Below are 20307 nucleotides of genomic sequence, written 5' to 3' on the forward strand. Positions count from 1 at the left end.
GAGCGCAGCGTAACCCGGGGCCGCTCGCCAACGCTGGTGCAGAAGTCCCGGGTTGCGCTGCGCTCCACCCGGGCTACGAGCTCCCTTCGCCTCTCCTCGGCGGGCGGCCTACGCCGCCTTCGCCTTCTTCGCGTCCTGGATTGCGCGCCACACTTTTTCCGGCGTCAACGGCATGTTGATGTGCTTGATGCCGTATTCCGACAGCGCATCGACCACCGCATTCACCACCGTCGCGAGGCTGCCGGCGCATCCCGCTTCGCCGCAGCCTTTGGTGCCGAGCGGATTCGACTTTGCTGGCGAGGGGTGATCGCCGACTGCTATGGGCGGAATGTCCTCGGCGCGCGGCAGCGCATAGTCCATGAACGAGCCGGTGATCGGCTGGCCGGAGGCATCGTAGTTGACCTCTTCCATCAGCACCTGGCCGATGCCCTGCGCGACGCCGCCGTGCAACTGGCCCGCGACGATCATCGGATTGACGATGGTGCCGAAATCGTTGACGCCGGTGTAGCGCACGATCCTGATCACGCCGGTGTCCGGGTCGATCTCGACCTCCGCGACATGGCAGCCATTGGGGAAGGTCGACGGCGTCTCCTTGGTGGCGTGGTCGACGTCAAGCGTATCAGGCCCGCCCTCGGCAATCTGGCCCTCGCGCATCCGCTGCGCGAGCTCCATGATGCCGATCGAGCGGTCAGTGCCGGCGATGGTGAAACGGCCGTCGGCAAATTCGATGTCGGTTTCGGAGGCTTCCATCACATGCCCGGCCGCTTTCTTGCCCTTCTCGACGACGAGCGCGGAAGCTTCGACGATGGCCTGGCCGGTCGCGGTGATCGAGCGCGAGCCGCCAGTGCCGTTGCCGAACCGCACCAGATCGCTGTCGCCTTGCTCCAGCTTGATCTTGTCGAAGGGCACGCCGAGCTGGTCGGACAGCACCTGCGCGAATGGCGTCGCGTGGCCCTGGCCGTAGTCGAGCGTGCCGGTGGTCAGCGTCACCGATCCGTCCGGATCGAACGTGATCTTGCCGAGTTCGCCGCTCGGCGGCGCGGTGACCTCGAGATAGGAACCGACCGCGATGCCGCGCAACTTGCCGTCCTTCTTGCTCTCCCGCTTGCGCTTGCCGAAATTCTCGTAGTCCGAAATCTCCAGCGCCTTCTCGAACACACCCTGGAAATCGCCGCTGTCATAGGTGACGCCGGACGCGGCCGGGAAGGGCAGTTGTGACGGCTTGATGAAATTGCGCTTCCGTAAAGTGAGCCGGTTGATGCCCATCTCGTCGGCGGCCTTATCGATCAGCCGCTCCATATAGTAATTGGCCTCGGGCCGGCCGGCGCCGCGATAGGCGCCCATCAGCGTGGTGTTGGTCAGCACTGTCTTGATGTCGACGCCGAGCAGCGGCGTGCGATAGACGCTTGCGAGATTCTTGCCGGTGTTGAGCGACAGCGGCCCGGGCGCGACGCCGGTGATGTAGGCGCCGAGATTGCCATAGCCGGAAAGCCGCACCGCCAGGAACCTGCCATCGGCATCGAGCGCGAGCTCGGCGTGAATGAGCTGGGCGCGACCCTGGCTGTCCGACAGGAAGCTGGTCGAGCGCTCGTCGGTCCATTTCACGGGACGCCCGAGCGCCTTCGCCGCATGCGCGATGCAGGTATATTCGGGATAGTTGAGGTTCTTCATGCCGAAGGAGCCGCCGACATTGGCGGTAAGGATCCGCACCTTCTCCGCCGGCACGTTGAGGATTTTTGCCAGGGTCGCCTTGTTGCCGGAAACGCCCTGCGTCGGCACCTGCAGCGTATAGCGCTCGGTCGTCTTGTCGTAGGCCGCAAGCGCCACGCGCGGCTCCATCGAGACCACAGCGACGCGGGTGTTGACGATGTCAAGCTTGGTCACATGCGCGGCGCCGGCGAAGGCGGCATTGATCTTGTCGGTGTCGCCATAGTGGTAGTCGAGCGCGACATTGTTCGGGATGTGGTCGTAGAGCTGCGGCGCGCCGGGCTCGGCGGCCTCGGCGGCATCCGTCACCGCCGGCAGCGATTCGATATCGAGCTCGACGGCTTCGGCCGCATCGCGCGCCTGCGCCGCCGTTTCCGCCACCACGAAGGCGACGGGGTCGCCGACGAAGCGGACCTTGTCGGTCGGCAGCGGCAGGCGGTTGGTCTGCAGCAGTGGGGAGCCATCCCGGCTTTTCAGCGGCATGCCACAGGTGAAGGGGTTGTAGTTGGCGGCCGCGAGGTCGGCCCCGGTCCACACCCCGAGCACGCCCGGCATCGCCCGGGCCGCCGAGGTGTCGATCCCCTTGATGACGCCGTGGGCGTGGGAGGAGCGCACCATCCAGCAATAGGCCTGGCCGGGCAGGGAGAAATCGTCGGTGTATTTGCCCTTGCCGCGCACCAGCGTGTCGTCCTCCTTGCGGCGGACCGGTTGCCCGACACCGTATTTTTGCAGTGCGATGGCGTTTTCGAGGGCGGCGGGAGATGTGTGATCTTGCATGGTAAATAACCTGAAATGCCGCGATTTGGAGCAATTTCGCAGTGTTTCGACCAGATAACGTAGGGTGAGTTCAGCGACAACGCCCGATTAGGCATGTCCCGTGTGATGATTTGTTGCGTAGGCCTTTGGCGCTGCTAAAGTTTCCGTGAAGGGAAATTCTTCGGCGGGCGCCTGCGCCGGCGGAAAGACAGTGTTGATGAAGGATGACACGCGGCCTTGCGTCGGCCTTGCGGCCCGCGAGAGCCCGTCAGGGTTGGCTACGGCGGCCGTCGAAAGCGGCGTTTACGCCGCGCTCGACCTTGGCACCAACAACTGCAGGCTCCTGATCGCCTGTCCCACCGGGGACGGGTTCCGCGTGGTCGACTCCTTTTCGCGAATCATCCGGCTTGGCGAGGGCATTTCGGCGACCGGTTCCATCAGCGACGCCGCGATCGAACGCGCGATCGCCGCGCTCTCGATCTGCAGCGACAAGATCCGGTACCGCAGGGCCCGCCGGCTGCGGCTGATAGCGACCGAGGCCTGCCGTGCCGCCGCCAATGCCGACAGTTTCCGCGCCCGCGTCGCCGCGGAGACCGGCATCAAGCTCGAGGTGATCGACCGCGAGACCGAGGCGACGCTGGCCGTGATCGGCTGCTCGCCGCTGCTCGACCGAAGGGGCCGCGGCGCGATCCTGTTCGACATCGGCGGCGGCTCGACCGAATTGGTGCGGATCGAGCGCGATCCGGCAAGGCCGGATGCAGCGCCCTGGATCAAGTCCTGGATGTCGATCCCGTTCGGCGTGGTCAGCCTTGCCGAGCAATTCGGCGGTCGCGATGTCACAAAAGAGTTGTATTTGCGGATGGTCGCCGAGGTCGCGCAATATGTCGCCCCGTTCGCGGCCGAGCACGGCACGGATTTGCGCGACATGCATCTGCTGGGCACATCAGGCACGGTCACGACGCTTGCCGGCGTATTCCTCAACCTGCCGCGCTACGATCGCCGCCGCATCGACGGCATCTGGATGAACGATGCCGACGTGACCGCGACGATTCAAAAGCTGCTCGGCATGAGCTATGAGGAGCGCATCAACAATAGCTGCATCAGCATCGAGCGCGCCGACCTCGTGCTCGCGGGCTGCGCGATCCTCGATGCCGTCAGGAACGCATTCCCGCTGCCGCGGCTCAGGGTCGCCGATCGCGGCCTGCGCGAGGGCATGCTGGTCGAGATGATGCGCGAGGACGGCGCGCTGAAGGCGTGCCTGCACGTGCCGTAGCGAGCATGATCCGGAAAAGTGGGAACCGGTTTTCCGATAAGATCATGCTCCAACAAAAGAGAGGGAGATTATGATCCGATCAAATTGATCGGATCATAATCCAAAGATACTTTATGGCGAAAGATTCGACCGGCCGGCTCCACGTCACGGTCAAGAGCGGCGGCAAGCGGAAATTGTCCTCGAAGCTGTGGCTGGAGCGGCAACTCAACGATCCCTATGTCGCGAAGGCCAAGGCGCAGGGCTACCGCTCGCGCGCGGCCTTCAAGCTGACCGAGATCGACGACAAATATCGGCTGCTCAAGCCGGGCATGACCGTCGTCGACCTGGGCGCCGCGCCCGGCGGCTGGAGCCAGGTCGCGGCCAAGCGCGTCGGCGCTGTCGACGGCAAGGGCAAGGTGATCGCAATCGACCTGTTGGAAATGGGTGAGATCCCCGGCGTCACCTTCGCGCAGCTCGATTTCCTCGACCATGACGCGCCGGACAAGCTGATCGCGATGATGGGCGGCCGCGCCGACTTCGTAATGTCCGACATGGCCGCCAACACCACCGGGCACCGCAAGACCGACCAGCTTCGCATTGTCGGCCTCGTCGAGACCGCCGCGGCCTTCGCCTGCGACGTGCTCAGCCCCGGCGGCGCGTTCCTCGCAAAAGTCTTTCAGAGCGGCGCCGATGCGGAGCTATTGGCGCAATTGAAGCGCGACTTCGCAACCGTGCGTCACGTGAAACCCGCCGCCAGCCGCCAGGATTCCTCCGAACGTTACGTGCTCGCGACAGGGTTCCGCGGCGGCGTCACCAAGAGCGAGGGGCGCTCATGACGAATCGCGTCAGGCTCGCTGGTCCGCTCGCTGCGGCAGGAGAAAAACCAGCGCCGCGATGGCGGCTGCGAGGGCGCCTGAAGCCGCATATCGGCTGAGAGCCAAGCCGCCGTGATCGAGGGGCTTGTCCAGGAAATCGCCCACGGTCGCTCCAAGAGGCCGGGTCAGCACGAAGGCGACCCAGAAGAGAAGCGTCCTGGACAGATTGGTCCAAAGGTATGCGCCAGCGACGATGGCGATGCCTGCTGCGAAGACCAGGGCTCCGCCGCGATAGCCAAGCCCGGTCGAGTCGGCCATCCAGTCTCCGAGCGCCGTTCCGAGCGTTTGCGAAAACAGGATCGTGACCCAATAGAAGGCTTCCGCCGCCTTGTTGTCGATCGATGCAATCGAGACCGACCCCATCGTTCGATGCCAGACCGCGAGCGATGCGACGAGCAGTGCCGCGAGCAGGGAGGAGCCGCCGAGATAGCCGATCCCGAGTGACCGGTCCACGAAGTCTGCCAGCGTCGTGCCGACGGTGGTCGTTGCGATGATGACCGTCCAATACAGGAACGGATGGAATCGCTTCGCTGCGATCTGGGCGGCGACCACCACGGCAAAGATGATGGCGAAAATCGCCGTACCAACCAGATAGCCGAGACCCATCGACATCGTCACGGCATCGCCGCCGGTTTCGCCCAGCGTCGTGGCCAAGATCTTGACGATCCAAAAGCCCAACGAAATGGCCGGCACCTTGCCGGCGTCGTCGACGCCGCCGTTCTCGTTGATGAATTCCATAGGCTCTTCACTCCGGAGATTGAGGGGATCGAATGGAGGCACTTCTAGGCCTCTAGGCCTTCATCGAATCCATCACAGCCAGCAGCTCGGCGAGGGCCTTCTTGCATTTGGCGGCATCGGGAGTGCTTTCGCGGACGGCTTCGAGCGCGCGATCGATAGCCTTGTCGACCGTGTGCCAATCGGCGGCGGCCCGTGGTTTCAATCCGGCCTCCACCTCATCCCACTTTGTCTCGAGGTCCTTGATCCGCGCCTTGGCGCCCGGAAAATCGCCCTCGTCGACCAGGGCGGCGACGTCGATGACAATGCTGCGGAACGGGCTCAGGTCTCCGAGCTTCGACGCGGCGGCTTCGGCGCGTGGCCATAAGGACACGCCTCCATTGGCGTTGGGGACCGACTGAGCGGCAACGACCGCAAGAAGCCCGGCGGCGAGGGTAAGAATCTTCCTTTTCATCATGCTCTCCATGGTTAACTGGCACGGACCTTGGTCGATCTCATTCGCCAAGGTAGGCCGCGGCCTTGTGGGTGCGGCCGTCTTCGAAGGAAATCCAGGCAACCAGAGCCACGATCACCGCGAGGAAGACGAGGCTGGTGTGGGTCGTGCCGAAGCCGAGACCGCCATATTCGCGTGCCTGCGACAGCAGGTCTCCGAACGACGCGCCCAGTGGACGTGTCAGGATGTACGCCAGCCAGAACGTCAGCACGGCGTTGGTGCCGAGGGCATAGGCCGCCGCGATCGATGCGATCAGAGCCGCGAACGCCACGACGCCGACGTTGAACCCGAGGCCCAGGGCTTCCGTCGCAAGATCGCCCGCCGCTGTCCCGAGCGCGAAGGTGGACAGAATCGCAGCCCAGTAGAAAAGCTCGCGGCGCGTGGTCACGATGGTTTGGATCGACAGCGTCCGCTCCACGGCGTACCAGACGGCGAATATGGCGGCGAGGATGAGGGCGAAGACCGCCGTGCTGACGTAAAGGCTTATCTCCAGCCTGTCCGTCAATGCATCGGTGATCTGGGTGCCGACGACGCTGACCAGCACCACTGTCAGCCAGTATATCCAGGGTATGTAGCGCTGCATGCGCAACTGCGCGATCAACGCCACGATGAGGAAGCTAGCCATCAGGAGCCCGGTTACGGTGGCCCCGAGACCCACATGCACGGCAAGGTAGTCCGCGCCCGTCTCGCCGACTGTCGTTGACATGATCTTGATCACCCAGAAGATTAGCGTGACTCCGGGGACCTTGTTCAGCATCGGCGCGCCAGTGCGTTCAGGATGGGACACTTTGCGGAACTCCAATCGGGGATGTCTTGCGGTGTTGCCGAATTTCGAATGGAGCGTGCCTGTCCCAACTTAGCTCCGACTTAGGGGCGCGATCGTGCCGAAGGATGAACGGGAGTAGAGCTAAGTATCGGCTAAGTCGGAGCTGTCATGCTTCCCGGGGAGGCCCAGACCCGACAGGAGAACCAGAGGGAAGATGATGTCCCGTTCACGGACCGTAGCCTGCTCGCTGGCCACTGGCATTGCGACGGCCGAGACTCCCGGCGCAGCCGCGAACGATGCCGGTCCGCCGGCTCCATAGCGGGTGCCGACTGTCATGCGAGTGCTGCTGGTCGAAGACGACAAAATGATCGGCGCGGCCGTTCTGGAGGCGCTGAAGGATGCCGCCTACGCCGTCGATTGGGTCAGGAACGGCGATCTCGCCATCGAGGCGATCCACAGCGAGACCTACGATATCGCGCTGCTCGATCTTGGCCTGCCCCTCGTCGATGGCCTCGATGTTCTAAAACGAGTCCGCGCGGAACGCGCGCGCCTTCCGATCATCGTACTGACGGCGCGCGACGCCTTGAGCGATCGCGTGGCTGGTCTCGACCTTGGTGCCGACGACTACTTGGTCAAGCCATTCGAGATCGGGGAATTGCTGGCGCGCATGCGCGCTGTACTGCGGCGCGAAGGCAGCGGTACGCCGCCGGTTCTCACCAACGGCCGGCTTTGGCTTGATCCAGCCACGCGCGAGGCGACCTTCTTGGGTGAGCAAGCGGTACTGAGCGCACGCGAATTCGCTCTGGTTCAGGCGCTGCTGATGCGGCCTGGTGCGATCCTGTCCCGCAGCGAACTCGAGCGCCAGATCTACGGCTGGACCGAGGAAGTCGAAAGCAATGCTGTCGAATTCCTTATTCACGCGGTGCGCAAGAAGCTGGGTGCCATTGCGATCAGGAACGTTCGCGGCGTCGGGTGGATGGTGGATCGTCCCACATGCTGAAATCGTTGCGCGCACGTCTGTTCGTCGGCCTCACGGCGATTATCGTGCTGACGGGAGTGATCGGAGGCACCTTCGCTTATCTATGGGCCTACAGCGAAGCCATCGAAATGCAGGACTCGGTCCTGATCCAGGTCGGCACGTTCGCGCTGAACGCTTCGGTCAGGGAAAGCCAGCCCGTCAACGGTGTCGACGCGGAGGCCGAGGTTGCGGTCATCGAACTGGGAACGTCGCCGCGCGGCTCGGCCGACGACCGTAATCTCTGGACGCTGCCGGACGGATTGCACAACGGCGTCTATAGAGTGCAGCCGATTCGCCTGTTGCTGCGCACGCGCACCGACGGCAGCCGATTCGCGGTGACGCAGCGCACGGAGATCCGCACCGAGATCGCAGACGACATGGCGTTGCGGACATTGCTGCCGATTGTCGCGCTGGTTCCATGTCTTCTGCTGGTGACAGCATTGGTGATCGCAAGTTCGTTCCGACCGATGGTCAAGCTGGCTCATGATCTCGATGCGAGAAGGGGCGACGACATCCATGAATTGAAGGCGGCGGGAATGCCGAGCGAGTTACATCCGTTTCTCGTGTCGATTAACGGATTGTTGGATCGCATGCGCGGCATGATGGAGCAACAGCGGCGGTTTATCGCAGACGCGGCCCACGAACTCCGGACGCCGATTACGGCGCTGAGCCTTCAGGCCGAAAATCTGGATCCGCGCGAAATGCCGCCCCAGGCGCGCGAGCGTCTCAACGCGTTGAAGAGCGGCATGCGGCGAACCAAGCATCTGCTCGAGCAACTCTTGGCACTTGCGCGCCAGGATGCCGTGCAAGCCACGGTTTGGGAGACCGTCTCTCTCGACGAGATAGCGAAGGAAGTCGTCGCCGATCTTCTGCCGGAAGCCGCCGCGCGAGACATAGATTTGGGCTTTAGGATCGCCGAGACTGTTGCGGTCAGCGGTGATGCGCTGTCGCTTGCCTCGGCCGTGCGCAATCTCGTCGAAAACGCGGTCAAGTTCACGCCCGATGGCGGAAGCGTCGACCTTGGGGTATATCGTGAAGGCGAGATGGCGGTCCTGCAGATCGAGGACACCGGGCCGGGGATTCCACCGAGCGATCTCGACCGGATATTCGAGCCGTTCTTTCGAGGTGAGCGGCCGACGGGGGAGGGATCCGGGCTTGGATCATCGATCGTGAAACGGATCATCGATCGTTGCGGTGGCTCGATCGCGTTCGAAAACGTCAACGGGACCGGCCGATCGGGCCTTCGCGCGACCATCAAGATGCCGTGCAAGAGCAACCCATAGTTTTGGGGTTTAGCCTGCCCCCAATGCGACCGCGATATTGTAGGTCGCAAAGCTCGCCAGATACGCCAGTGTGAGCATGTAGAAGAAGGTGACCGCCATCCATCGCCAGCCGCCGGTCTCGCGGCGGATCACCGCGAGCGTCGAGGCGCATTGTGGGGCGAAGATGTACCACACGAGCAGGGATAAAGCGGTGGCGAGGCTCCATTTGGTGGCGAGCACATGGCCGATCTGGTCGGCGGCTTCCTTGCCACCCTCGATGGCGTAGACGGTGCCAAGCGCTGCCACCGCGACCTCGCGGGCGGCCATGCCGGGGATCAGCGCCACCGCGATCTGCCAGTTGAAACCGAGCGGCGCCAGCAGTGGCTCGATCGCCTTGCCGATGATCGCGGCGAGGCTGTAGTCGATGGCGGGATCTTGGGCACCGGTCGGCGCGGTCGGGAACGATGCCAGGAACCAGATCAGCACCATCATCGAGAAGATCGTCGTGCCGGCCCGCTGCAGGAACATCTTCGCCCGCGTGTAGACGCCGATGGCGATGCTCTTCAGCCGCGGCAGTTTGTAGTCGGGCAATTCCAGCATGAACGGCGCAGGGGCGTAATCGCGCAGCATGAAGAATTTGACCAGGAACGAGACGCCGAGCGCGCTGGTGATTCCAGCCGCATAGAGGCCGAACAGGACGAGGCCACGCAGGTTGAACCAGCCCCACACATCGCGGTCCGGAATGAACGCCGAGATGATCAGCGTGTACACGGGAATGCGTGCCGAACACGTCATCAGCGGCGCGATCAGGATGGTTGTCAGGCGGTCGCGCCGGTTGTCGATCACGCGCGTCGCCATGATGCCGGGGATCGCGCACGCAAAGCTCGACAGCAGCGGAATGAAGGCGCGGCCGTGCAGGCCGGCGCCGCCCATGATGCGGTCCATCAGGAACGCCGCGCGGGCCATGTAGCCGAAATCTTCCAGCAGCAGGATGAACAGGAAGATGATGATGATCTGCGGCAGGAACACGATGACGCTGCCGACGCCGGAGATGACGCCGTTCTGCAGGAAGCTCTGCAGCAGCCCTTCCGGCAGCGTGTCATGCACGAACTGGCCGAGCGCGTCGAAGGCCGAGGACAACAGCTCCATCAGCGGCTGTGCCCAGGCGAACACGGCCTGGAACATCAGGAACAGGATCAGCGCGAGGATGAAAAGTCCCGCCACCGGATGCAGCACCACCGCGTCGATCCGGGCGGTCCAGGTGTCGGGCTTGGCCGGTAGCGAGACGGCGGAGGCGATGATGCGGTCGGCCTCGCGCTGGGTGGCGCGCAACTGGGAGGCGGTGAGGGGCTGCCATCGATTCGGCCCGACGGGTGATTGCTCTTGCGCCGCGATCTCGTCGGTTCGACGCAACAGTTCCGCGATCCCGCCTTTGCGAACTGCGATCGACGTCACGACGGGCACGCCGAGCGCCTCGGACAATTTCGGCACGTCCACGCTCACACCGCGGCGGGCCGCAATGTCGAACATGTTGAGCACCAGCATCATCGGCCGGCCGGTGTTCTTCAGCTCCAGCAGCAGGCGGATCGTCAGCCGCAGGTTGGTCGCGTCCGCGACACAGAGGATGAGGTCGGGCACGGCCTCGCCAGGGGTGCGGCCGAGCACCATGTCGCGGGTGATTTCCTCGTCCGGGCTGCGCCCGCGCAGCGAATAGGTGCCGGGCAGGTCCACCAGCGAAACCTGCCGTCCGGCGGGGGTGACGAAAAACCCTTCCTTGCGCTCGACGGTCACGCCCGGATAGTTCGCGACCTTCTGGCGGCTGCCGGTCAGCGCATTGAAAAGCGAGGTCTTGCCGCTGTTGGGCGTGCCAACCAGCGCGAGATGCAGCAGTGGGGCTTCCATCGCGTTACCGCTCGCTCCATCAGGCGACGATGATCGCCATGGCCTCGCGCCGGCGCAGGGCGATCGTGACGTTTTCGACCCTGACCGCGATCGGGTCGCGTCCAACGATCCCCTCGTGCAGCACCTCGACCCGGGCGCCCTCGACGAAACCGAGCTCGATCAACCGGCTCTCGAGTTCGTGGCCGGCGAGCGCTGAAGCTGCCTCAGCTACGGCCAGATGCTGGATCACGCCCGAATATCCCCGCTTGGCCAGTCCCAACGGCTGAGATGTTCGGATATCGGTTTGTTCGCTCATCACACGTGTTTTTCAGCCGGGCGCGAAACGGTCAAGCGCTGCGACCAACACGAAGCTGGGATTTAGAACGATTACAAGTTGGTGACGCGGGCGCTATCCCAATCGCTGATCCCGCGCGTCCTGCGTTCCTTCGGTTGCGGCCTTCACGGCGGCGGTGGCCGCGCCCTTGCGGCTGGAGATCTCGACCGCCTTGCGGCCGGAGATCTCGTGGCCGGCATCATCGGGCATCTGCCAGAAGAACCAGGCTGATGCCGCGGAGATGACTGCAACCACCAGGAAGGCTGGTGCGAACATGGTCGCGCTTAAGTCGCTCGCACCGTGCAGCAACATCGTCGTCTCCACCGAGAACGCGCCGACCGCGACGCCGGCGGAGATCGCAAGCTGCTGGTTGACGCTGACCAGCGTTGTGGCGCGGCTCATCTGCGCCGGCTCGACCTCGGCATAGGCGACCGTGTTGATCGCGGTGAACTGCAGCGAGCGGAAGAAGCCGCCGACCACCAGGATGATCATGATCAAGAGCAGCGGGGTCGTCGATGTGAACAGCGCGCAGGCGGCAAGGAAGAGCGAGCTCACCACAGCATTCACCGTCATCAGGTTGCGGAAGCCGAAGCTGCGGATGATGCGTGCGGCAAGCGTCTTCATGCCCATGGCGCCGACGGCGGACGCGAAGGTGACGAGGCCGGACTGGAACGGCGACAGCCCGAAGCCGACCTGCATCAGCAACGGCAGCAGGAACGGCAGAGCGCCGACGCCGAGGCGGAACATGAAGCCGCCGATGATGCTGGCGCGCAGTGTCGACAGGTTCAGCAGGGAGAAATCCAGCACCGGCGATCCGGTCCGTCGCGCGTGGATGACGTAAAGCGTCATCGAGATCGAGCCGACCGCGATCAGCGAGGCGACAACCGTCCATGGCAAAAGATTGAGGCCGGCGACCGAAAGGCCGAAGGCGATACCGGCAAGGCCGATGCCGGCGAGCACGAGGCCGTAGAGGTCGAACGGCTCCGGGTTCTCGCTCTTGATCGGATCGATGTATTTCAGCGCCATGAAGATGCCGAGGAACCCGATCGGAATGTTGATCAGGAAGATCCAGTGCCAGGAGAAATAGGTGGTGATGAAGCCGCCGAGCGGCGGCCCGATCACCGGTCCGATCAGTGCCGGCACTGTCACCCACGCCATCGCGTTGACCAGCGCGCTCTTGTCGACCGAGCGCAATAGCACCAGCCGGCCGACGGGTGTCATCATCGCCCCGCCGAGGCCCTGCAAAATGCGCGCGAACACGAAGTCGGTGACCGAGGACGACAGCGCGCAGCCGATCGATCCCAGCATGAACACACCGACCGCCCCCGCAAACACCATCCGCGCGCCGAACCGGTCTGCGGTCCAGCCGCTCGCCGGAATGAAGACCGCAAGCGAGAGCAGGTAGGAGGTGATCGCGAGCTTCAGCGTCAACGGACTGGTGCCAATATCGGCCGCAATCGCCGGCAGCGAGGTCGCAATAACCGTCGAATCCATGTTTTCCATGAATAAAGCGGTGGCGACGATCAGCGGGATCAGGCGTTGCTTGTCCATCGGTATCGGAGAACAGGCGAGTCAGGGGCGGGATGCGGTGCGGCTTAGCACCGCGTTGCGTGCGAGGCTATTGCGGAGTGCCCGCGAAAGCTAAATCCTGTGTAACCTTCAGTTCCCGCCGTGCGCACTATATCGCACTATGCGAAGGTATCTTGTCGAACGAATCGCGTTGTGCGATAATTGCCAGTGAAAGAGATCGAATTCACCTCTGCTGCCGTCCGCTAATGGCGCAAACTCAGCGCTGCGACACGCGCCCAGATCGATCTCAAGCTAAAGACATTCGCAGAAACCGGCGCTGGTGACGTGAAAGCGCTCAAGGGCGTATCAGGCATGCGATTGCGTTCGGGTGACTGGCGCGTCCTGTTCACGATGACGGGCAATACCATCACGGTTCACGCCGTAGGCCACCGCCGCGAGATCTATGATTGAGGGGATGCCATGGCAAAAGCCGGCACAGCAAAGAGCAATGTCCAGTTTATCCGTACCCCCGGCGGCGACGATCTCGCCGTGCTGCCGCGCAACGAATATGATCGACTGGTCGCCTTGGCCGCCGAGGCGCAAGAGGATGCCGGCGCGAGCCGGATTGTCCGTAATTCCATGCGTGCCCTGAAGGAGGGGCGCGAGGTCGTGCTGCCGAAGGCCGTCGCCGATCGTCTGGCGAACGGCGATAATGCAGTGCGCGTCATCCGTGAGTGGCGTGGCATGATTCAGGGCGAACTGGCTGTCGCGGTCGGGATCAGCCAGAACTACCTGTCCGAGATCGAGACGGGCCGCCGCAAGGGGCCCGCCGAGTTGCAGAAGAAATTCGCCCGCGCGTTGGGTGTACCGGTCGACCTGTTGATCGACTAGAGAGGCGGGCTTCTAAGCGCCGCCACGACCGGATCCGGCTATTGTTCCCGGCGGAAAACCACCTAAATCCCAGCCTGACGCGGCCATTCAGGCCGAAGGCGATCGGCGGCGCGGTTGCCGGCGGGCGCTGAAAAAGCCTGTGCATGGCTGGCAAACACTTTGATTCGTCATGTCGCCATGCTATCGACCAGCGTCAACCCCACCGATGGGCTCCGATTCGACGGCGATGCAGCAGGCAGCGCCGGGAGGCGGCGCTCATCCTTTACGTTATCGCGGCGGATCGCCGCCGAAAGGAGTTGGCAATGGCGACGGTACAGGCATCCCCCGCGATCCGCGAGGCCTTCACGTTTGACGACGTGCTGCTGAAGCCGGGCCTCTCGGACGTGCTTCCCTCGGAAGTCGACATCCGCTCTTACGTCACCCGCGCCATCCCGCTCAATATCCCGATCATCGCTTCCGCGATGGACACCGTCACCGAAGCGCGCATGGCGATCGCGATGGCGCAGTCCGGCGGCATTGGCGTCGTCCATCGCAATTTCGACGCCGAGGGCCAGGCCGCGCAGGTGCGGCAGGTGAAGAAGTTCGAATCCGGCATGGTGGTCAACCCGCTCACCATCGGTCCCGACGCCACGCTCGCGGATGCGCTGACGCTGATGAAGGACCACGGCATATCAGGCATTCCCGTGGTCACCGGCGCGGCCAAGAATGTCCCGGGCAAGCTGGTCGGCATTCTCACCAACCGCGACGTGCGCTTTGCCACCGATCCCAGGCAGAAGGTCTCGGAATTGATGACGCACGAAAACCTCGTGACGGTGCGCGAGGGCGTCAGCCAGGACGAAGCCAAGCGGATGCTGCACAAGCATCGCATCGAGAAGCTGCTGGTGGTCGACGATCAATATCGCTGCGTCGGCCTGATCACCGTGAAGGACATCGAAAAGGCGGTCGCGCATCCGCTGGCCGCAAAGGACGCGCAGGGCCGCCTGCGCGTTGCCGCGGCGACCACGGTCGGCGAGGGCGGTTTCGAGCGTACCGAGCGCCTGATCGACGCCGGCGTCGATCTCATTGTCGTGGACACCGCGCACGGCCATTCCTCGCGCGTGCTGGAAGCCGTCAACCGTATCAAGCGGCTCTCCAACGCGGTGCAGGTGATCGCCGGCAATATCGCAACCAGGGACGGCGCGCAGGCGCTGATCGATGCCGGCGCGGATTCAATCAAGGTCGGCATCGGCCCGGGCTCGATCTGCACCACCCGCATCGTCGCCGGCGTCGGCGTGCCGCAGCTCACGGCGATCATGGATGCGGTCGAAGCGGCGAAGAAGGCCAATGTGCCCGTCATCGCCGATGGCGGCATCAAATATTCCGGCGACCTCGCCAAGGCGCTTGCGGCCGGCGCCGACATCGCGATGGTCGGCTCGCTGCTCGCCGGCACCGATGAGACGCCCGGCGAAGTCTTCTTGTGGCAGGGCCGCTCCTACAAGGCCTATCGCGGCATGGGCTCGGTCGGCGCGATGGCGCGCGGCTCGGCCGACCGTTATTTCCAGCAGGACATCAAGGATACGCTCAAGCTCGTGCCTGAAGGCATCGAAGGGCAGGTGCCCTACAAGGGCCCGGTCGCCAATGTGATGCACCAGCTTGCCGGCGGCCTGCGCGCCGCAATGGGCTATGTCGGCGCCAGGAACATCGCCGAATTCCACAACAAAGCCGAGTTCATTCGGATCACCGGTGCTGGCTTGCGCGAGAGCCACGTCCACGACGTCACCATCACCCGCGAATCCCCGAACTATCCGGGCGGGGCGTAAGCTCCGTCTCTCTGTTATTCCGGGCTTCATGCGTCGTATCGTCCCCGAATGACGCTTCCGATTGATTGGCTGCTTCGCTACGGTGACGCGAAGCAAACAATCGGAGGAAACATCATGCCCCAGGGCAAGCGCATCGTTCTCGCCTCGCGTCCCGTTGGCGAACCCAAACCATCCGACTTCCGCCTCGAGGAATATGCCGTGCCGGAGCCGGGCGCGGGCCAGGTCCTCTTGCGCACGATCTGGCTGTCGCTCGATCCCTATATGCGCGGGCGCATGAGCGATGGCCCGTCCTATGCGCAGCCGGTGCCGGTCGGCGGCGTGATGGAAGCCGGCACGGTGAGCGAAGTGGTCGCTTCCAACAACCCAGCCTTTGCCAAGGGCGACATCGTGCTGTCGCGCGCCGGCTGGCAGACGCACGCGCTCTCCGACGGCAAGGGCCTGTCCAAGATCGATCCAAAGCTTGCGCCGATCTCGACCGCGATCGGCGTGCTCGGCATGCCCGGCATGACCGCCTATACGGGGCTGCTCGACATCGGCAAGCCGCAAGCAGGCGAGACTGTGGTCGTGGCTGCGGCGTCAGGCGCGGTCGGTTCCGCGGTCGGGCAGATCGCAAGGATCAAGGGTGCCCGCGCAGTCGGCATTGCCGGCGGCAAGGACAAATGCGACTTCGTGAAGAACGAGCTTGGCTTCGACGATTGCCTCGATCATCGCGATCCCGACCTCGCGGCCAAGTTGAAGGAAGCTTGTCCGAAGGGCATCGACGTCTATTTCGAGAATGTTGGCGGCGCCGTGTTCGACGCGGTGTTCCCGCTGCTGAACCCGTTCGCGCGCGTGCCGGTCTGCGGCTTGATCGCGCACTACAACGATACCGAGAGCAAGCCGCCGAAATGGGCCGGCGCGATGATGCGCGCGATCCTGACCAAGCGCCTGACGTTCCGCGGTTTCATCGTCAGCGATTTCGCCGCCCGTCACGGCGATTTCCTGCGCGACATGTCGCAGTGGGTGCGCGAGGGCAAGGTCAAGTACAAGGAGTTCGTCACCGACGGCCTCGAGAGCGCGCCGGACGCCTTCATGGGGCTGCTGAAGGGCGCCAATTTCGGCAAGCAGCTTGTGCGCGTCGGGCCGGACAAGGCGTGACCCATCACAGCTCAGCGAGCACTGCGATCCATTGGTCGTACGGCGCCGACCTCGCGCATCGGTGAAGGGAAATCAGGAACGCACTGCTGCTTGCGGCTGTTGGTGCCGAGCATGATCCGACAGAACCGGGAACGTTTCGCTCGCCATAAGCGCGAAGCGTTCCCGCGCGAGGGTCATGCACAACCAGCAAGCCAAGGTGCCGGGAAGCCGAACATCATCGGTTCCTCGCATCGCAATGGAGCAGCTAATGAGAAGACTGGCAGTCCTATCGGCAGCACTGATCGGGGTAGCGACGTTGGCAAATCCTGTGGCCGCCCGCGAGCGCTACGTGCAGCGGCCCGCCATGGTGGACCCCGACATGGCCGCCCCGGCCGCCCCGTATTACCGCAGCGGGCCGGCCTACTATCCGGGGCCGCGCGTCGGCGCATTCGCCACCGCGCCCTGGGATAATTCCCCGCCGCCGTCCTACTACGGCTCGCCTTACGCGGGGGCATACTACGGCTACTGACCTCCGGGAAATTTGGCAGCAACACCAGTCCGCCGCGGCCACCGCGGCGGGCTTTTTCATGCCGCCGGTAGCGACATCGCAGGCCTTGGGCAGGGCCACCGTACCCGAAAGATCACAGCGTTAACCAAATGATTCCTGCGCGGTCCACGTTTGCTTGACTGTGCATGCAACACATTGAATCATCACATTATTTTCAGGTGTAGCTATGTTTGAAATCGGTGTTTTCTGTGTCATTTTGCTGGCGGTCGGCTATGTGGTGGCCATGTGGGTCATCAGCCGCCGCGCTGATGTTTTGCATGGCAAATTCGTCGAGGCCGAAGCCGAGCCAGAACCGTTCGGAATAGGGCCGCTGCTGCCGCCGCCGGCGCCGCGCCCCAACGCGGAATCCCTGCAGGCACTGCTGACGGTGATCCAGCAGGATCTGAAGGACAATCATTCACCAGGATCAGAGGGATACGGCGCAGACTTGACGCGTCGGCCTAATCCGCCGCCATCTCTGCGAGCAGCGCGTCGAGGCTGATATCGACCTGGCCTTTCGCCCTGACGTGGCGGACCTCGAAACTGTCGGGCCGGAAGCGGTACTCGACAATCCCGGTTTCCTTGATCCCGATCACGTCCTGCATGTGGTCGGGAATCATGAAGCCGACGGACGGCGCCCAGACATGGCGGACGCCCCGATGGGTGAAATCGCGCCGCTGATGCACATGGCCGCTGCCGACCAGGCGCCAGTCGACCGCGCCGAACATCTCGATCAGGCGGCACCGCGCCGGCTGCGGGACATAGCGGATCGCGGTTTCCGCAAGCTCGGCATCATCAGGCAGATTCAGGAACAGCGGCTTGTGCAGGAACAGCGCAACCGGGTTGCCGTTGACGTTGCCAAGCTGTGAAGCGAGCCAGTCGAACTGCTCGGCCTCGCTATCGAGCCCGGTATTCATGATCAGCGAATTGAGCCCGATGAAGCGCCAGCCGGCGGCCTCGAAGCACCAGCGATCCTCGCCGACGATGGCGCGGAACGCATCGCAATTCTCCTCCGTTGCCGGCTCTGTCGGCGGCGTGCCGACCGCGGTCGGGTTGTCGCCGATGTCGTGATTGCCCGGCAGATAGCGGCAATCGACCGGCAGCGCCGCATGCAGCGACTTGGCAAATTCGAGATCGGCGCGGCTGTTCGGCCCGTCGAAGGCGACGTCCCCGCTGTTGAGCACGAGGTCGGGCCGCGTCGCGTCGACATGCTCGGCGACCGCCTCAAAATTCGCGATCAGCGTCGGCCGGATGCGGGCGAGGTGGGTGTCGGAAATCTGGGTCAGGCGAAATTCGGACATGCGGAATTCCTTTTGGAACGATGTTAGATCGGGCCGAAGTCGGAATGATGACGGTGTCACGTTGTCAGTAGCGGAAGCGTTCGCCATCAGCTATCGCTTGCGTTTTAAACGGGGTATGAATCCCATGTCGGTTCAAATGGTTCTGCTGCCGGTCTTCGTGCTGGTCGGCCTCACCTTCGCGCTGCTGCTCGGCATGATGCGAACGCGGCGCGGAGACACTGGCGGCCCCAACCGCGCAACGCAGCTTGCCGATTGCTACCGCGACCAGTTCGAATTGCCTGTGTTATTCTATCTCCTGATCGCACTTGCGCTGCCGCTGCGCCGTGCCGATCTCGTCATCGTGATGCTGTCCTGGGTGTTCGTGGTGACGCGCTTTGCCCATGTCGGCATCTTCGTCACCTCAAACGATTCCGCACCCCGCTCGACGGCCTGGCTCGCAAGCGCGCTGGTGCTGTTTGCGATGTGGCTCTATTTCGCTCTGAAACTCCTGCTCCTGATCTGAAAGTTCCTGATGACCCCCGCTGCGCGTCTCTCCGCCGCCATCGAATTGATCGACACCATCGACGCGCAGCGCGTGCCGGCGGCGAAAGCCTTGAAGGAGTGGGGCACCGCGCACCGCTATGCCGGCTCCGGCGATCGTGCCGCGATCTCTGGCCTGATCTGGGACGTGCTGCGCCGGCAATCCTCCAGCGCCTACCTGATGGATGACGACAGTGCCCGCGCGCGCGTGCTCGGCATGCTCCATCTCGAGCGCGGCATGGACGTCGACGCCATCGCCGCACTCTGCGACGGCGGCCGCTTCGCCCCATCGCCGCTCACTGATGCGGAGCGCTCAGCGCTGACCTCGCGCTCGCTGCAGGGCGCGCCGGCACATATCGCCGGCGATTATCCGGAATGGCTCGATCCGTACCTCGCAAAGGTGTTCGGCGATGACCGCGTGCCGGAAGCGACCGCGATGGCGAGCCGCGCGCCGCTTGATCTGCGCGTCAACACGCTGAAGACGAGCCGCGACAAGATGCTGCCGCGGCTGAAGCATCTCGGCGCCAAGGAAACGCCGTGGTCGCCGCTTGGTCTGCGGATCGAGCTCGGCGCCGACGCCCGCAATGTCGGCATCCATGCCGAGGAGGATTTCGTCAAGGGCGGCATCGAAGTGCAGGACGAAGGCTCGCAGCTCGCCGCGCTGTTCTCGGCCGCAAAGCCCGGCGAGCAGGTGATCGATCTCTGCGCCGGCGCCGGCGGCAAGACGCTGGCGCTCGCCGCGATGATGCAGGGCAAGGGCCGGCTGATCGCGACCGACCGCGACAAGCGCCAGCTCGCGCCGATCCACGAGCGCCTGTCGCGCGCCGGCGTGCACAATTGCGACGTCCGCACGCCCAAGGGCGACAGCGATCCGCTCTCGGACATCAAGGGCTCCGCCGATCTCGTCGTCATCGACGCGCCCTGCACAGGCACCGGCACCTGGCGCCGCAACCCGGACGCCAAATGGCGGATGCGCCCGGGCGCGCTCGAGGTGCGGCTGAAGGACCAGGCCGAGGTGCTCGCGCGCGCGGCGCCCCTGGTGAAGCCGGGCGGGCGCATCGCCTACATCACCTGCTCGGTGCTGCCGGCCGAGAACGGCGAGCAGGTCGGAGCCTTCCTCGCCCGCCATGGCGAATTCTCGATCATCCCACCCGAACAGACCGCCAGCATCCTCTGGGACAAGGCGGAAGCCTTCGCCGCCGCGGCCCTGCCGTCGCCGGAAGGCTGGCTGATGACCCCCCGCCGCACCGGAACCGATGGCTTCTTCGTCTCGATCCTGAAGCGAACGGGGTAGGTGCGTAAGGGTGGGCAAAGCGCAGCGTGCCCACCATCCACGGTCGGTGCAAGAAAGGTGGGCACGCTGCGCTTTGCCCACCCTCATATGGGGCTTCGTGAGTCAAGGCTCTCAACGAACAGGGTTGGGTTGGGTTTTTGCGGTGAGAGGGCGGCGCGCGGAGCCATGCGTAGCGCAGCGCGACGACCGGGCCCCGGGCGAGGATTGGCTTCCGAAGATTTCTGCAGCTCACTGCATCACCTCATATCCGGT

General features: G+C 64.1%; 20 protein-coding genes. 11 read left to right on the top strand and 9 right to left on the bottom strand.

Features of this window, described 5'->3' with window-relative positions:
• Positions 1-108: 108 nt before the first annotated feature.
• The gene (locus tag ACZYOF_RS25670; protein WP_463717523.1) at positions 109-2484 is read right to left on the bottom strand and encodes a xanthine dehydrogenase family protein molybdopterin-binding subunit; all 2376 of its coding nucleotides are present in this window, start codon (positions 2482-2484) and stop codon (positions 109-111) included.
• A gap of 196 nt (positions 2485-2680) precedes the next feature.
• Between ACZYOF_RS25670 and ACZYOF_RS25675 the strand changes: the two genes are divergently transcribed.
• Positions 2681-3736 carry a Ppx/GppA phosphatase family protein gene (locus tag ACZYOF_RS25675; RefSeq protein ID WP_130579721.1) on the top strand — a complete coding sequence of 352 codons (1056 nt, stop codon included), beginning with the start codon at positions 2681-2683 and terminating at the stop codon, positions 3734-3736.
• A gap of 113 nt (positions 3737-3849) precedes the next feature.
• Positions 3850-4551, top strand: coding sequence for an RlmE family RNA methyltransferase (locus tag ACZYOF_RS25680; RefSeq protein ID WP_463700288.1), 702 nt, complete (start codon positions 3850-3852; stop codon positions 4549-4551).
• A gap of 9 nt (positions 4552-4560) precedes the next feature.
• On the opposite strand, the gene ACZYOF_RS25685 is transcribed toward ACZYOF_RS25680, so the two are convergent.
• From ACZYOF_RS25685 to ACZYOF_RS25695, 3 genes are read right to left on the bottom strand one after another with little or no spacing between them, the layout of a single operon-like run.
• Positions 4561-5328, bottom strand: a complete 768-nt coding sequence (locus ACZYOF_RS25685) for a COG4705 family protein (protein WP_130579723.1) — start codon at positions 5326-5328, stop codon at positions 4561-4563.
• 52 nt (positions 5329-5380) lie between these two features.
• Positions 5381-5830, bottom strand: coding sequence for a hypothetical protein (locus ACZYOF_RS25690; RefSeq protein ID WP_394566481.1), 450 nt, complete (start codon positions 5828-5830; stop codon positions 5381-5383).
• Entirely contained in the window at positions 5820-6575 is a 756-nt protein-coding gene (locus ACZYOF_RS25695) for a COG4705 family protein (RefSeq protein WP_463717524.1), read from the bottom strand. The genes ACZYOF_RS25690 and ACZYOF_RS25695 overlap by 11 nt, the downstream gene beginning before the upstream one ends.
• Before the next feature lie 343 nt (positions 6576-6918).
• Here ACZYOF_RS25695 and ACZYOF_RS25700 point away from each other — a divergent pair, with 343 nt between their 5' ends.
• Both ACZYOF_RS25700 and ACZYOF_RS25705 read left to right on the top strand, forming a co-directional pair.
• On the top strand, positions 6919-7584 hold the full coding sequence (locus ACZYOF_RS25700; protein WP_463717525.1) for a response regulator transcription factor: 666 nt from the start codon (positions 6919-6921) through the stop codon (positions 7582-7584).
• A complete protein-coding gene (locus ACZYOF_RS25705; RefSeq protein ID WP_463717526.1) occupies positions 7578-8885 on the top strand; it encodes a sensor histidine kinase in 1308 nt (435 codons plus the stop codon). Before ACZYOF_RS25700 ends, ACZYOF_RS25705 begins: the two co-directional genes overlap by 7 nt.
• Before the next feature lie 9 nt (positions 8886-8894).
• On the opposite strand, the gene feoB is transcribed toward ACZYOF_RS25705, so the two are convergent.
• From feoB to ACZYOF_RS25720, 3 genes are all read right to left on the bottom strand, one after another.
• Positions 8895-10766, bottom strand: a complete 1872-nt coding sequence (feoB, locus tag ACZYOF_RS25710) for a ferrous iron transporter B (RefSeq protein ID WP_130579727.1) — start codon at positions 10764-10766, stop codon at positions 8895-8897.
• A 19-nt stretch (positions 10767-10785) separates the two neighbouring features.
• Positions 10786-11061: a FeoA family protein gene (locus ACZYOF_RS25715; protein WP_130226273.1), complete on the bottom strand. Its 276-nt coding sequence runs from the start codon at positions 11059-11061 to the stop codon at positions 10786-10788.
• Positions 11062-11154: 93 nt separating this feature from the next.
• Positions 11155-12630: an MFS transporter gene (locus ACZYOF_RS25720; protein ID WP_463717527.1), complete on the bottom strand. Its 1476-nt coding sequence runs from the start codon at positions 12628-12630 to the stop codon at positions 11155-11157.
• Positions 12631-12933: 303 nt separating this feature from the next.
• Here ACZYOF_RS25720 and ACZYOF_RS25725 point away from each other — a divergent pair, with 303 nt between their 5' ends.
• The 5 genes from ACZYOF_RS25725 (at position 12934) to ACZYOF_RS25745 (ending at position 16923) form a co-directional block, all read left to right on the top strand.
• A complete protein-coding gene (locus ACZYOF_RS25725) occupies positions 12934-13059 on the top strand; it encodes a type II toxin-antitoxin system RelE family toxin (RefSeq protein WP_282531856.1) in 126 nt (41 codons plus the stop codon).
• A 9-nt stretch (positions 13060-13068) separates the two neighbouring features.
• The gene (locus ACZYOF_RS25730) at positions 13069-13479 is read left to right on the top strand and encodes a helix-turn-helix transcriptional regulator (RefSeq protein ID WP_463717528.1); all 411 of its coding nucleotides are present in this window, start codon (positions 13069-13071) and stop codon (positions 13477-13479) included.
• A 302-nt stretch (positions 13480-13781) separates the two neighbouring features.
• Positions 13782-15278, top strand: coding sequence for an IMP dehydrogenase (gene guaB, locus ACZYOF_RS25735; RefSeq protein ID WP_463717529.1), 1497 nt, complete (start codon positions 13782-13784; stop codon positions 15276-15278).
• A 114-nt stretch (positions 15279-15392) separates the two neighbouring features.
• Positions 15393-16415, top strand: coding sequence for an NADP-dependent oxidoreductase (locus ACZYOF_RS25740; RefSeq protein WP_165421178.1), 1023 nt, complete (start codon positions 15393-15395; stop codon positions 16413-16415).
• A 247-nt stretch (positions 16416-16662) separates the two neighbouring features.
• A complete protein-coding gene (locus tag ACZYOF_RS25745; protein ID WP_207234490.1) occupies positions 16663-16923 on the top strand; it encodes a hypothetical protein in 261 nt (86 codons plus the stop codon).
• Between the two features lie 193 nt (positions 16924-17116).
• Here ACZYOF_RS25745 and ACZYOF_RS25750 read toward each other — a convergent pair whose 3' ends face one another.
• Together ACZYOF_RS25750 and ACZYOF_RS25755 are read right to left on the bottom strand one after the other, a co-directional pair.
• Positions 17117-17359 carry a hypothetical protein gene (locus tag ACZYOF_RS25750; RefSeq protein ID WP_165421179.1) on the bottom strand — a complete coding sequence of 81 codons (243 nt, stop codon included), beginning with the start codon at positions 17357-17359 and terminating at the stop codon, positions 17117-17119.
• Positions 17360-17402: 43 nt separating this feature from the next.
• The gene (locus ACZYOF_RS25755) at positions 17403-18242 is read right to left on the bottom strand and encodes a metallophosphoesterase family protein (protein ID WP_282531859.1); all 840 of its coding nucleotides are present in this window, start codon (positions 18240-18242) and stop codon (positions 17403-17405) included.
• A gap of 124 nt (positions 18243-18366) precedes the next feature.
• Here ACZYOF_RS25755 and ACZYOF_RS25760 point away from each other — a divergent pair, with 124 nt between their 5' ends.
• A complete protein-coding gene (locus ACZYOF_RS25760) occupies positions 18367-18744 on the top strand; it encodes an MAPEG family protein (protein WP_130584324.1) in 378 nt (125 codons plus the stop codon).
• Between the two features lie 9 nt (positions 18745-18753).
• The gene (locus tag ACZYOF_RS25765) at positions 18754-20055 is read left to right on the top strand and encodes an RsmB/NOP family class I SAM-dependent RNA methyltransferase (protein ID WP_282531860.1); all 1302 of its coding nucleotides are present in this window, start codon (positions 18754-18756) and stop codon (positions 20053-20055) included.
• The last annotated feature ends 252 nt before the right edge of the window (positions 20056-20307 follow it).

The sequence above is a fragment of the Bradyrhizobium sp. LeoA1Lang genome, assembly GCF_055413685.1.

Excerpts from the sequence above, each read along its gene's own strand:
- ACZYOF_RS25730 (WP_463717528.1), top strand. The coding sequence starts at position 13,069 with ATGGCAAAAGCCGGCACAGCAAAGAGCAATGTCCAGTTTATCCGTACC.
- feoB (WP_130579727.1), bottom strand. The coding sequence starts at position 10,766 with ATGGAAGCCCCACTGCTGCATCTCGCGCTGGTTGGCACGCCCAACAGC.
- ACZYOF_RS25720 (WP_463717527.1), bottom strand. The coding sequence starts at position 12,630 with ATGGACAAGCAACGCCTGATCCCGCTGATCGTCGCCACCGCTTTATTC.
- ACZYOF_RS25700 (WP_463717525.1), top strand. The coding sequence starts at position 6,919 with ATGCGAGTGCTGCTGGTCGAAGACGACAAAATGATCGGCGCGGCCGTT.
- ACZYOF_RS25750 (WP_165421179.1), bottom strand. The coding sequence starts at position 17,359 with ATGATTGTCCTTCAGATCCTGCTGGATCACCGTCAGCAGTGCCTGCAG.
- ACZYOF_RS25675 (WP_130579721.1), top strand. The coding sequence starts at position 2,681 with ATGAAGGATGACACGCGGCCTTGCGTCGGCCTTGCGGCCCGCGAGAGC.
- ACZYOF_RS25765 (WP_282531860.1), top strand. The coding sequence starts at position 18,754 with ATGACCCCCGCTGCGCGTCTCTCCGCCGCCATCGAATTGATCGACACC.
- ACZYOF_RS25695 (WP_463717524.1), bottom strand. The coding sequence starts at position 6,575 with ATGCTGAACAAGGTCCCCGGAGTCACGCTAATCTTCTGGGTGATCAAG.
- ACZYOF_RS25705 (WP_463717526.1), top strand. The coding sequence starts at position 7,578 with ATGCTGAAATCGTTGCGCGCACGTCTGTTCGTCGGCCTCACGGCGATT.
- ACZYOF_RS25715 (WP_130226273.1), bottom strand. The coding sequence starts at position 11,061 with ATGAGCGAACAAACCGATATCCGAACATCTCAGCCGTTGGGACTGGCC.
- ACZYOF_RS25685 (WP_130579723.1), bottom strand. The coding sequence starts at position 5,328 with ATGGAATTCATCAACGAGAACGGCGGCGTCGACGACGCCGGCAAGGTG.
- ACZYOF_RS25755 (WP_282531859.1), bottom strand. The coding sequence starts at position 18,242 with ATGTCCGAATTTCGCCTGACCCAGATTTCCGACACCCACCTCGCCCGC.
- ACZYOF_RS25680 (WP_463700288.1), top strand. The coding sequence starts at position 3,850 with ATGGCGAAAGATTCGACCGGCCGGCTCCACGTCACGGTCAAGAGCGGC.
- ACZYOF_RS25760 (WP_130584324.1), top strand. The coding sequence starts at position 18,367 with ATGTCGGTTCAAATGGTTCTGCTGCCGGTCTTCGTGCTGGTCGGCCTC.
- ACZYOF_RS25670 (WP_463717523.1), bottom strand. The coding sequence starts at position 2,484 with ATGCAAGATCACACATCTCCCGCCGCCCTCGAAAACGCCATCGCACTG.
- ACZYOF_RS25740 (WP_165421178.1), top strand. The coding sequence starts at position 15,393 with ATGCCCCAGGGCAAGCGCATCGTTCTCGCCTCGCGTCCCGTTGGCGAA.
- guaB (WP_463717529.1), top strand. The coding sequence starts at position 13,782 with ATGGCGACGGTACAGGCATCCCCCGCGATCCGCGAGGCCTTCACGTTT.
- ACZYOF_RS25745 (WP_207234490.1), top strand. The coding sequence starts at position 16,663 with ATGAGAAGACTGGCAGTCCTATCGGCAGCACTGATCGGGGTAGCGACG.